The following is a 12004-nucleotide window of genomic DNA, read 5'->3' on the forward strand; positions in this document are numbered from 1 at the left end:
ACAATCCGAAGACGTGACGCGTACCGAACTAGAGTAGGGAAGTGTGTGAGCCATGCGTCAAGAAAAGCCGCTATTGTTTATATCATACCCGTACCGTAAACCGACACAGGTGGATGAGGAGAGAATCCTAAGGCCGACGGAAGAAGCATTGTTAAGGAACTCGGCAAAATGACCCCGTAACTTCGGGAGAAGGGGTGCCTCAGAAATGAGGCCGCAGAGAATTGGCCCAAGCAACTGTTTAGCAAAAACACAGGTCTATGCAAAACCGCAAGGTGAAGTATATGGGCTGACGCCTGCCCGGTGCTGGAAGGTTAAGGGGAGAGGTTAGCGCAAGCGAAGCTTTGAACTTAAGCCCCAGTAAACGGCGGCCGTAACTATAACGGTCCTAAGGTAGCGAAATTCCTTGTCGGGTAAGTTCCGACCCGCACGAAAGGCGTAATGATTTGGGCACTGTCTCAACAATGCATCCGGTGAAATTGAAATACCAGTGAAGATGCTGGTTACCTGCGCCAGGACGGAAAGACCCCATGGAGCTTTACTCCAGCTTGATACTGGGATTCGGTATTGCATGTACAGGATAGGTGGGAGGCAGAGAATTGGTGACGCCAGTTGCCAAGGAGCCGCTGTTGGGATACCACCCTTGCAGTATTGGGTTTCTAACTAGCCGCCGTAAACCGGCGGGAGGACAATGTCAGGCGGGGAGTTTGACTGGGGCGGTCGCCTCCGAAAGGGTATCGGAGGCGCTCAAAGGTTCCCTCAGAATGGTTGGAAACCATTCGAAGAGTGCAAAGGCAAAAGGGAGCTTGACTGCGACACCGACGGGTGGAGCAGGTACGAAAGTAGGACTTAGTGATCCGGTGGTAGAAAGTGGGATTGCCATCGCTCAACGGATAAAAGCTACCCTGGGGATAACAGGCTTATCACTCCCAAGAGTTCACATCGACGGAGTGGTTTGGCACCTCGATGTCGGCTCATCGCATCCTGGGGCTGTAGTAGGTCCCAAGGGTTGGGCTGTTCGCCCATTAAAGCGGTACGCGAGCTGGGTTCAGAACGTCGTGAGACAGTTCGGTCCCTATCCGGCGTGGGCGTAGGATATTTGAGAGGAGCTGACCTTAGTACGAGAGGACCGGGTTGGACTGACCACTGGTGTACCGGTTGTTTTGCCAAAAGCAGAGCCGGGTAGCCAAGTCGGGAAGGGATAAACGCTGAAGGCATCTAAGCGTGAAGCCCCCCTCAAGATGAGATATCCCCCGCAAAGCGGTAAGACCCCTTGAAGACGACGAGGTAGATAGGGCAGAGGTGGAAGTGCAGTAATGTATGGAGCTGACTGTTACTAATAGGTCGAAGGCTTAACCAAGAAGGTAAGGGTTAAAGAGAGTAAGAGATTACTGGAATACTAGAATACTGGTTAAGAGTAGGATAGGTAAATGGATGGTTGAATAGATCTGTGTGTGGTTTTGAAGGTATATGAATGAAAAGCAGATACCTTCACAAAAGAAGAAAGAAAAAATAGAATAGTCCTCGATAGCTCAATGGTAGAGCATTCGGCTGTTAACCGAAGGGTTGTTGGTTCGAGCCCAACTCGGGGAGCTGAAAGTAGATCCGTAAACATTAATGTTTACGGATCTTTTGCGGTTATGAAAAAAAACGTTATTTATTGAAGCGGCCAAAAACCTGATATATAATAAAAATGAAGGTTTGAATAAGCTATGAGGAGGTATATTATATGAACAATGTATTTGATTCGGAATTCTGTAATGTAAGGTATATTAGCAGGGACAATGTGGTTTTGCTGACATGGAAAAAATTTTGTTGTCTTGATGATTATCGCAAGCCGACAATGTTTGCATCACAATTACTAAAAGAAAATGAAGGCAGTAATTTTGTAATTGACGCAAGAAATGGATTTGAGGATGCAAAAGAGGACGTTGAGTGGGGGTTTGAAGTTTTACTGCCAGATATGGCAAAATCCAGCTGCCGAAAATGTATTTTTATATTAAATGAGATTCCAACTATAGAAGAGGAAATAGATTTGTGGACTGCCGAATTTGAAAAATACTTTCAGGTATTTAAAGTGCAGTCTTACAATAAAGCTATTGAAATAAAAGGTGACATTTTATGAGTGTAGAAAATTAAAAAACTTGTCTAAAAGGGGTTTCTGACACAAAAAAATACCTGTAAAATACAGGTGGAAAGTGAAAAGAAAAAAGAAAAAGAGGATGCTTACCACCCTCCAATTCTATTACTGCATTGGAATTTTTAAGACGGTTTTGAATCCATGGCCTGTCTGACTTTCAAGCATAATCGTTCCACTGTGGACTTCTGTGATCTGGCGTACCAGAACAAGCCCCAAACCGTGACGTAGATTCAATCTGTCATCGGTACTGTCCATATAATGTGTTTTTTCATTTAGATCTTTCAGCTTTTCGGAAGGCAGACCAATACCATTATCGGAGACGGTCAGGATAGCTGTTTTCACATCACATTCAAGAGTAAGCATGATATGACAGCCTTGTGGATTGTGATTGATACTGTTCTGTACCAGATTGTTGATTGCTCTGGAAAGCAATCCTGCATCACAATTCAGTATAACATTCTCGGCATTTGGGGCGATTTCAAAGTCAACGGTAAAGTTTTCTGGAAGCCCGCCATTTAATAATTCTGCCATATACGAGCGAAGCAGCTTGGAAAGTTTAGTTGCCTTTTTATTGAGAGGCTGCATTTCGTATTCCAGTTTGGAAACCAAATTCAAATCTTCCACCAGTGTTCTTATTTTTTTACTTTGCCGTTGTATGATCTGCGCCTGATCTTTGATGGCAGAACTGGTATCCCTGTCAGTTGTGATTCGTTCTGCATACCCCATAATCATAGAAAGCGGCGTGCGAATGTCGTGGGAAACGCCGCTAATCCAGTTTGCCCGTGCTTCATTCTGTCTGCTCAATATTTGGGATGCTCTGTTTACGCTCTCCGCAACCTCTGACAATTCGCCTGTTACAGAAAGTGAAGTTGATTTTCCGTCAGCCAATGCCTTGATAGAAGAAACAAGTGGTGCGGTTTCTTTCACAATCTTTATTTTGGACAGATAATAGGCTCCAAAAAGCAGGAGCAGGTCTAATACAAGAATGCCCGCAAAATAAAGCGGTATGGTCTGAAACATATCTGTAGAATAATAGTTGCTTGTGAGCTTGGCATAGCTTCCTTTTGGATAGCCCAACACCAACAAACCGTCTGTATCATCCCAAACAAAAACAGGATAATCTTGCAGATAGCCTTTTGAAAAAACAGCTACATCCTGCACGGTGTATTGGGTAGGTAATTCTGGCGGTAAATCCACTGTCCAAATACATTGTCCATCGGGAGATAAAAACATAGCCCATATATTATGTGATTGCAATTTATCTCTTGCGGTATCAAATATTCCTGACGCAGAACTCTTTGCTATGGTTTCTTCTAACATCCTGCGAGGGGAACTATCCCCGTAATCTTTTGTAATGCTGCCATAAAAGGTTCCTATAAATGCAATTACATTAAGAATCACCAGCAGGAAAATCAAGGCCAAAAAGGATATGAAATACCTTGAAAAATACTTGGTAAATGACTTCATATCATCACTTCCTTATGTTCAATTTATAACCCAGCCCTTTAATCGTAATGAGGGAAACGGGTTTTGATGGGTTAACTTCGATTTTTTCCCGTATGCGCCGTACATGAGCGTTCAGACTGTTTTCATATCCAAATGGGTTATCTCCCCATAATGCTTCGCAAAGCGCATCTATTGTAACAATTTTGCCCTCATTTCGGGCAAGGGTTTCTAGCAGGATATGTTCTTTTGCAGTCAGAGAAATCGCTGTTCCATTTTTATTTACCTCAGCCCGGCTGAAATCAATGGTACATCCATCCAGCTTAATGATATAACTTTCTTCTTTATAGCACCGGCGTAGAATAGCGTAAACACGCAGAAGCAATTCCTGTGGAAGAAAGGGCTTTACAATGTAGTCATCTGCTCCAAGTCCCAGTCCGGCTAATTTATCAGCAGCTTCATCTTTTGCAGTCAGAAAAATAATTGGGACATCAGTAAATAGACGTATCTGCCGCACCAATGAAAAACCGTCTCCGTCCGGAAGCATAACATCCAGAATTACTATATCAGGTTTTTCTTCTCTGCAGACATTGACAGCCGATTCCACAGTATCAGCAACAACAATATTTTCAAATCCGTCATCGGATAAAATGGCGGATACCAATTTTAACAAATCAGGCTCGTCATCAACGAGCATAACTTTTTTTGTGTGTAGAAAAGATTTTTCCATAGCGATACCTCCGTCGGAGACATTATAACACACCGTATCCATTTTGAGGACGGAGCAGCAAAAAAGTAAGGTAAAAGTAAGGACGCGAGAATGTAGATGTCAGGTTGGTAATGTAAGATAGGGATATCGAAAGGAGATGTTTCTATGGATTATATTATTACAACAGAACAGTTGACGAAAAAATATAAAAAGTTTTCGTCCGTCAACAGTGTTTCACTGCATATCAGAAAAGGCAGTATCTACGGATTTCTTGGCCCCAATGGAGCAGGAAAATCAACCACTATGAAAATGCTGTTGGGTCTGACTGCCCCCACAAAGGGCAGCTTTACCATTGACGGGATGCACTTTCCGGAGGACAGGATTTCAATTTTGAAAGAAGTTGGTTCCTTTATCGAATCGCCCTCGTTCTATGCGAACCTGACAGGGCGAGAAAACCTTGCTATTATCCGTAAGATTTTAGGATTGCCGAAAAGTGCTGTAGAAGATGCGTTGGAGTTGGTGGGATTGACAGAGTTTGGTGACCGCTTGGCAAAAAAGTATTCCCTCGGTATGAAGCAACGCCTTGGATTGGCTGGTGCGCTTATAGGCAGGCCGCCTATACTGATTCTGGATGAGCCTACAAACGGTCTTGACCCATCTGGCATCCATGAGATCAGAAAGCTGATAAAATCGTTGCCGGAGCTTTACGATTGTACCATACTCATTTCCTCTCATATGCTGTCTGAAATTGAATTGATAGCAGATGACATCGGTATTTTGAATCATGGCCGGTTGCTGTTCGAGGGGCGCATGGATGAACTGCGGCAAAATGCCTTACATTCCGGCTTCGCGGCGGATAATCTGGAGGATATGTTTTTGTCTATGATCGAGAAAGACAATGCCGCCAGAAAGCAGAGGGCGCAGCTATGAGGACATTGGCAGTCGAGTTAAAAAAAGAAAAACGAACCGGGAGTATCCCGGTACTGCTGATTGCAGGCATCTTAGGAGCAGGGTATGCCTTTTTGAATTTCCTTTTTCGGAGGGATACCTTGTTGAGTCTGCCATTAGCTCCAATGGATGTTTTACTGACCCAACTCTATGGTGTGATTATGATTTTGAATATGTTTAGCATTGTGGCGGCAGCCTGCATGATCTACAACATGGAGTTTAAGGGGCATGCAGTAAAAAAGATGTATATGCTTCCTGTCAGTGTTCCAGGAATGTATTTATGCAAGTTTATGATTTTGACAGTCATGCTTTTTCTTGCGATTGTTTTGCAAAATCTGGCTCTTATGAAAATCGGGATGACAGATTTGCCATCGGGGACGTTTGATTTGGGAACACTTGTTAAGTTTACGCTATATTCTTTCCTTACCTCCATGCCTGTATTAACTTTCGAGTTGTTGGTTTCATCGCGCTCCGAAAACATGTGGGTTCCCCTTGGTGTGGGAGTTGCCGGTTTTTTAAGCGGGATGGCTTTAGGAACATCTAAAATAGGGTTTTTCCTGATCGACCCCTTCGTTGTTATGCTGACACCAGCCGTTTCCATGAGCGCCCAGCCGGATATGACAGTAATCCTTATTGCACTGATTGAAACAATCCTGTTTCTTGGCGTGGGGCTTTGGATGGCAAAAAATTTGCGTTATGAGTAAGGAGGAACTGCCATGAATTTTTGGAAACTATTAAAGATTGAATTAACGAAAGTAAAGCGTTCCATGATTGTTCCGCTGATTTTCATAGCTCCGCTCTTAGTGACAGGTTCAGGTGTTGCTAGTTTGAGTATGTATTTCACACCGGAGTACACCAATGCGTGGCCTGCAATGTTCATTCAGAGTGCTTTGCTGTATGCCTATTATTTGCTGCCGTTTAGCATGATTGTTGTCTGTGTGATGATTGCAGGCAGAGAAACACAAAATAATGGGATTTTAAAGATGCTGGCTCTGCCAATCAATCGGCAGACATTGTCGATTGGGAAATTCTGTGTGTTGGTGTTCTATCTTTTTATGGAAATAGTGGTGTTCTTTGTTACCTTTATCGTTGCCGGATGGATAGCAACTGCTATAACCGGCATTACGGAAACAATGCCCCTGCTTTACCTGTTGAAATGGTGTTTTGGGCTGTTCCTGACTATGCTACCCTGTGCGGCAGTTATGTGGGCGCTTACGGTTCTGTTTGAAAAGCCGCTGATTTCAGTAGGTCTTAACCTTTTGCTTGTAATTCCCGGTCTGCTGGCCGGAGCAACGCCGGTATGGTTCCTCTATCCTTATTGTTATAGTGGGTATCTGGTGTCCTGTTCCCTGCATGAGTTTACAGCAGAAGGCACAAATACGGTGTTCCAGCTTTTTCCCTTTGTACCCTGTGCGATAATGATTTTTGTACTTGCTCTTGTATTGACCGCAAAACGATTTGGAAAGAAAGAAATGAGGTGACATGTTGAAACAAGAAACTTCACAAAAACGAAGTGTCGTTGCTTTGTTTTTAGTCTTTTCCCGGCAATTTCTTATGTATTGCCCATGTTCAAAGTTTCTAATATCCTTTGTACTTTGGTGGGATTTACTTTATCTATTCTCTGCATGAAGAATAATGAGGGGAAAAATCAATTGTTATCAATAATTATCCTAATTAGCACAACTGTGAATGCCCAAAAGAAAAATACATTATGGATTGTCATAAATAAACAATAAAATCTTAAAAATTTCTATGAAAAGAAAAAAATATTCTATGTTTTTTTTTAAGGATTTCATATATACTGTGAACATCAACGAAGAGTACATGTAAAATGTACTGAACAAAAGGAGGATTATTTTTTATGAAGAAGAAAGTAGTTTTAATGACACTGGCAGCAATGCTCGCTTTTTCAGCTACAGCATGCGGATCTAATGATTCTACGTCCAGCACAACAGAGCCGGCAAAACAGACAGAAAAGGCGGACGCAGAAACCACAGCTGCAGATACAACAGCAGAAGAAACCACAGCACCGGATGATTCCGCAGATACTACAGCTGCAGGCGACACTGCAGATGTGGCAAACAAGGACAAGCCTTTAGTATGGTTTAACCGCCAGCCCTCCAACAGCTCTACTGGAGAACTTGATATGGCAGCGCTTTCCTACAACGACAATACATACTATGTAGGATTTGATGCTAATCAGGGAGCTGAGCTTCAGGGAACCATGATTAAGGAATACATTGAGGCAAACATTGACAAGATCGACCGCAATGGCGATGGAGTGATCGGATATGTTCTGGCAATCGGCGATATCGGACACAATGACTCTATAGCACGTACAAGAGGCGTCCGCAAAGCTCTTGGTACAGGTGTTGAGAAAGAAGGAGATATCAACAGTGAGCCGGTTGGTACAAACGCGGATGGATCATCCTCGATCGTACAGGATGGAAGCATTGAAGTAAACGGAAAGACATATGTAGTTCGTGAGCTGGCTTCCCAGGAGATGAAAAACTCTGCAGGAGCTACATGGGATGCAGCTACAGCAGGTAACGCAATTGGCACATGGTCCTCATCTTTTGGTGATCAGATTGATGTTATTGCTTCCAACAATGATGGAATGGGTATGTCCATGTTTAACGCATGGTCAAAAGATAACGAGGTTCCGACCTTCGGTTATGATGCTAACAGTGATGCAGTGGCCGCTATTGCAGAAGGATACGGCGGAACGATCAGCCAGCATGCAGATGTGCAGGCATATTTGACCCTTCGTGTTCTTAGAAACGCACTTGACGGCGTAGACATTGATTCAGGAATCGGTACAGCGGATGAGGCAGGAAATGTTCTGAGCGAAGATGTATATGTATACAAAGCAGATGAGCGCTCTTACTACGCTTTGAACGTAGCAGTTACCGCAGACAATTATCAGGATTTCACAGACTCCACAAAGGTTTATGAGCCTGTATCTAATCAGCTGGATGAAGCTTCACATGCCACAAAGAAAGTATGGCTGGATATCTACAATGCTTCTGATAACTTCCTGAGCTCAACCTATCAGCCTCTGCTTCAGAACTATGATGATCTGCTGAATCTGGATGTTGACTACATCGGCGGAGACGGACAGACAGAGTCTAATATCACAAACCGTCTTGGAAATCCAAGCGAGTATGATGCATTTGCTATCAACATGGTGAAGACAGACAATGCAGCTTCTTACACAGCATTGCTTGATCAGTAATAACCTGTAAGTGTTCAGAAGGTCTGTGCATTTACTGCACAGACCGGAAGAAAACGATATAGAAATAAACTCAAAAAATTTAGGGAGAAGAAATTCTCCCTAATAATTTTAAGCGGTGAAATCGTATAGTCGAATAACAATAAAATACAGGAGTAAAAAGAATGGCAGATAAGAAAGAGGATGTCATCTTATCGATACGCGGCATGAGCAAGTCCTTCGGCCGAAACAGAGTGTTAGATCATATAAACCTGGATGTAAAGCCGGGGACTGTTATGGGGCTGATGGGAGAAAACGGCGCTGGCAAGTCAACGATGATGAAGTGTCTTTTCGGTACGTATCAAAAAGATGAAGGTAATATCTTCCTTGATGGCAAGGAAGTGAGTTTTTCCGGACCTAAAGATGCTCTTGAAAATGGGATCGCAATGGTTCATCAGGAGTTGAATCAGTGTCTGGAGAGAAATGTGATTGATAATTTGTTTCTTGGCCGCTATCCTGTGAATTCCATGGGGGTAGTGGACGAGGGCAGAATGAAAAAGGAAGCCTCAGAGCTTTTCAGAAAGCTGGGCATGACTGTGAATCTCACACAGCCCATGCGGCAGATGTCCGTATCTCAGAGGCAGATGTGCGAAATTGCCAAGGCGATTTCCTATAATTCAAGAGTTATTGTTCTCGATGAGCCCACCTCATCTCTGACGGTACAGGAGGTGGATAAGCTTTTCGAGATGATGAGAATGCTGAAAGAGCAGGGGATTGCCCTGATTTATATCTCTCATAAAATGGATGAGATTTTTGAGATCTGTGATGAGATCTCCGTACTTCGGGATGGAAATCTGGTTATGACGAAGAAGGCCGATGACACAGATATGAATGAACTGATTGCAGCTATGGTTGGCCGTTCTCTTGAAAATCGGTTCCCGCCTGTTGACAATAAGCCCAAGGACGTAATTTTGTCTGTACAGAATCTGTCTACAAAATTTGAGCCTCATCTGCAGGATATTTCCTTTGACGTAAGAGAGGGAGAGATCTTTGGTCTGTATGGTCTGGTTGGGGCCGGAAGGACAGAACTGCTGGAGACGATCTTTGGTGTCCGCACCAGAGCGGCGGGGCGTGTTTATCTTAACAACACTCTTATGAACTTCAGCAGCGCAAGAGAAGCCATGGATCATGGATTTGCCATGATTACTGAGGAACGAAAGGCAAACGGACTTTTCTTGAAGGGCGACCTGACCTTTAACACTACGATCGCCAATTTAGGCCAGTATATGTCCGGGATAGCTCTGTCTGATTCCAAGATGATCAAGGCTACCTCAAATGAAATTAAAATCATGCATACAAAGTGTATGGGACCAGAGGACATGATTACAAGCCTTTCCGGTGGAAACCAGCAGAAAGTCATTTTTGGAAAATGGCTGGAGCGCAGTCCTCAGATCTTTATGATGGATGAACCGACAAGGGGAATCGATGTTGGTGCAAAATACGAAATTTATGAGTTGATTATCAAGATGGCCAAAGAGGGAAAAACGATCATTGTTGTTTCTTCTGAGATGCCGGAAATCCTGGGAATTACGAACCGTATCGGTGTTATGTCCAATGGACACCTTTCCGGAATTGTCAATACAAAAGAGACAGACCAGGAAGAGCTTTTGAGACTCAGTGCAAAATACCTATAATGAGGGAGATTGAAAAATATGGCTAAAGGAAACAGTAAAATTCTTACGGCTGAACAGGAACAGATCCTTCGTCAGCCAATTGAGGATTATGTCGGTAAAATTCAGGCGAAGATCGACGCTCTTAGAGTAGACGGTACGGACAGGGTTATCGCTTTACAGAGTAAAATTGACGGAATAAAGAGAGACCGTACCATTACAAAAGATGAGAAGGAATCCCGGATTACAGCAATACGGGGTGATATGGACAAGGCGAAAGCCGTAGAAGCAAAGCACAAGGATGAGATTTCAAAATTAATCTCAGATGCGGAGGCTTATCTTAAAGAGCATTTTGAAAAGGATTATTATCTGTCCGTGAAAGAAAGCTGCGCACAGGAGAAGATTCTGGCTCAGGAAAAGTATAATAAAAAGATTGCGGAACTGAAAAGCGTGCACGAAAAGAACCTGGCAAAGCTTTCAGACCATCAGGAAATAAAGGACGAAAAGTATGTTCATAAAAACAGACTTTTTGACGCTAAAATGCAGCTGGAAAAGGATATGCAGGAGATAAAAGACAGAAGACATTTGGCGTACACCTATAAATATCACCTGATCGATATGCTTCGCATGTCCAAGTTCTCCTTTATGGAGACAAGAGCACAGAAGTGGGAAAATTATAAGTATACCTTCAACCGCCGTGCGTTTCTGCTCAGGAATGGACTGTACATTGCAATCATACTTGTTTTTATTGCTCTGTGTGTGATTACACCCATAATCAAACACTCCCCCCTGCTTACATATAACAATGTTTTAAATATCCTTCAGCAGGCTTCACCGCGTATGTTCCTTGCGCTTGGTGTGGCAGGGTTGATTCTGCTTACCGGAACTGACCTCTCCATCGGGCGTATGATCGGTATGGGTATGACCACAGCAACGATCATCATGCATCAGGGGATCAACACAGGTTCCGTATTCGGACACATATTCGACTTTACAGGTCTGCCCATTGTAGTGAGAGTAATTTTTGCGTTGTTTATGTGTGTACTTCTGTGTACCTTCTTTACAACGATCGCAGGTTTCTTTACCGCAAAGTTTAAGATGCATCCCTTTATCTCTACCATGGCAAACATGCTGGTAATTTTCGGTCTTGTAACCTACGCTACAAAAGGTGTATCATTTGGTGCTATTGAACCTGCAATTCCCGCAATGATCATTCCGAAAATCAATGGTTTCCCGACCATCATCATCTGGGCAGCAGTGGCCATTGCAATCGTATGGTTCATATGGAATAAGACCACATTTGGTAAGAATCTGTATGCAGTTGGAGGAAACCCGGATGCAGCGGCAGTTTCCGGTATTTCCGTATTTCTCGTGACCGTGGGCGCATTCATTTTAGCCGGTATTCTTTATGGATTTGGCTCATGGCTGGAGTGTGCCAGAATGGTGGGTTCCGGATCAGCAGCTTATGGACAGGGCTGGGAGATGGATGCCATTGCAGCTTGCGTTGTGGGTGGCGTATCCTTTACAGGTGGTATCGGTAAGATTTCAGGAGTCGTAGTTGGTGTATTTATCTTTACGGCCCTGACCTATTCGCTTACCATCCTTGGTATTGATACAAACCTTCAGTTCGTATTCTCAGGAATCATCATTCTTGTGGCAGTAACACTTGACTGTCTGAAGTATGTTCAGAAAAAATAATGAATGTGAAGTGAAAATAATGCAAAGAGCCAGATATTATTCTGGCTCTTTGCCTGTTCTGCGCAAGATAACGGCGTAGTTTACATTTTTTTGTGGGTTTGCTATAATGTAACTATTCAGCGCCATAAAATACGGGGTACCAGGATGGTAAACCCTACGAGGCGTATTTGCTGCACCATATACTACGG

At 43.4% G+C, this 12004-nt stretch carries 9 protein-coding genes, 1 tRNA gene and 1 rRNA gene (1 of these 11 cut by a window edge); 9 read left to right on the plus strand and 2 right to left on the minus strand.

The window, feature by feature from the left end; all coding sequences use genetic code 11:
- The 3 genes from AC0THY_RS06295 to AC0THY_RS06305 form a co-directional block, all read left to right on the plus strand.
- A 23S ribosomal RNA gene (locus AC0THY_RS06295) occupies positions 1–1357 on the plus strand (it extends 1532 nt beyond the left edge of the window).
- Positions 1358–1518: 161 nt separating this feature from the next.
- A tRNA-Asn gene (locus AC0THY_RS06300) sits at positions 1519–1590 on the plus strand.
- Positions 1591–1726: 136 nt separating this feature from the next.
- Complete coding sequence (locus AC0THY_RS06305) at positions 1727–2122, plus strand: hypothetical protein (protein ID WP_489993588.1); 396 nt, start codon at positions 1727–1729, stop codon at positions 2120–2122.
- Positions 2123–2242: 120 nt separating this feature from the next.
- On the opposite strand, the gene AC0THY_RS06310 is transcribed toward AC0THY_RS06305, so the two are convergent.
- Both AC0THY_RS06310 and AC0THY_RS06315 read right to left on the minus strand, forming a co-directional pair.
- On the minus strand, positions 2243–3604 hold the full coding sequence (locus AC0THY_RS06310; protein ID WP_489993589.1) for a sensor histidine kinase: 1362 nt from the start codon (positions 3602–3604) through the stop codon (positions 2243–2245).
- A gap of 4 nt (positions 3605–3608) precedes the next feature.
- The gene (locus AC0THY_RS06315) at positions 3609–4310 is read right to left on the minus strand and encodes a response regulator transcription factor (RefSeq protein WP_489993590.1); all 702 of its coding nucleotides are present in this window, start codon (positions 4308–4310) and stop codon (positions 3609–3611) included.
- A 144-nt stretch (positions 4311–4454) separates the two neighbouring features.
- On the opposite strand from AC0THY_RS06315, the gene AC0THY_RS06320 reads away from it, so the two are divergent.
- The 6 genes from AC0THY_RS06320 (at position 4455) to AC0THY_RS06345 (ending at position 11816) form a co-directional block, all read left to right on the plus strand.
- Entirely contained in the window at positions 4455–5219 is a 765-nt protein-coding gene (locus tag AC0THY_RS06320; RefSeq protein WP_489993591.1) for an ABC transporter ATP-binding protein, read from the plus strand.
- A complete protein-coding gene (locus AC0THY_RS06325) occupies positions 5216–5941 on the plus strand; it encodes an ABC transporter permease (RefSeq protein WP_489993592.1) in 726 nt (241 codons plus the stop codon). Before AC0THY_RS06320 ends, AC0THY_RS06325 begins: the two co-directional genes overlap by 4 nt.
- A gap of 12 nt (positions 5942–5953) precedes the next feature.
- Positions 5954–6718 (plus strand): ABC transporter permease, encoded by a 765-nt coding sequence (locus AC0THY_RS06330; RefSeq protein WP_489993593.1) that lies wholly within the window; start codon positions 5954–5956, stop codon positions 6716–6718.
- A 380-nt stretch (positions 6719–7098) separates the two neighbouring features.
- A complete protein-coding gene (locus AC0THY_RS06335; protein ID WP_489993594.1) occupies positions 7099–8472 on the plus strand; it encodes a substrate-binding domain-containing protein in 1374 nt (457 codons plus the stop codon).
- A 161-nt stretch (positions 8473–8633) separates the two neighbouring features.
- On the plus strand, positions 8634–10142 hold the full coding sequence (locus AC0THY_RS06340; protein ID WP_489993595.1) for a sugar ABC transporter ATP-binding protein: 1509 nt from the start codon (positions 8634–8636) through the stop codon (positions 10140–10142).
- Between the two features lie 18 nt (positions 10143–10160).
- Entirely contained in the window at positions 10161–11816 is a 1656-nt protein-coding gene (locus tag AC0THY_RS06345) for a galactose/methyl galactoside ABC transporter permease MglC (protein WP_489993596.1), read from the plus strand.
- The last annotated feature ends 188 nt before the right edge of the window (positions 11817–12004 follow it).

Source organism: Ruminococcus sp. 8Y-12, assembly GCF_058119865.1.

Excerpts from the sequence above, each read along its gene's own strand:
- AC0THY_RS06345 (WP_489993596.1), top strand. The coding sequence starts at position 10,161 with ATGGCTAAAGGAAACAGTAAAATTCTTACGGCTGAACAGGAACAGATC.
- AC0THY_RS06310 (WP_489993589.1), bottom strand. The coding sequence starts at position 3,604 with ATGAAGTCATTTACCAAGTATTTTTCAAGGTATTTCATATCCTTTTTG.
- AC0THY_RS06305 (WP_489993588.1), top strand. The coding sequence starts at position 1,727 with ATGAACAATGTATTTGATTCGGAATTCTGTAATGTAAGGTATATTAGC.
- AC0THY_RS06335 (WP_489993594.1), top strand. The coding sequence starts at position 7,099 with ATGAAGAAGAAAGTAGTTTTAATGACACTGGCAGCAATGCTCGCTTTT.
- AC0THY_RS06340 (WP_489993595.1), top strand. The coding sequence starts at position 8,634 with ATGGCAGATAAGAAAGAGGATGTCATCTTATCGATACGCGGCATGAGC.
- AC0THY_RS06330 (WP_489993593.1), top strand. The coding sequence starts at position 5,954 with ATGAATTTTTGGAAACTATTAAAGATTGAATTAACGAAAGTAAAGCGT.
- AC0THY_RS06320 (WP_489993591.1), top strand. The coding sequence starts at position 4,455 with ATGGATTATATTATTACAACAGAACAGTTGACGAAAAAATATAAAAAG.
- AC0THY_RS06315 (WP_489993590.1), bottom strand. The coding sequence starts at position 4,310 with ATGGAAAAATCTTTTCTACACACAAAAAAAGTTATGCTCGTTGATGAC.
- AC0THY_RS06325 (WP_489993592.1), top strand. The coding sequence starts at position 5,216 with ATGAGGACATTGGCAGTCGAGTTAAAAAAAGAAAAACGAACCGGGAGT.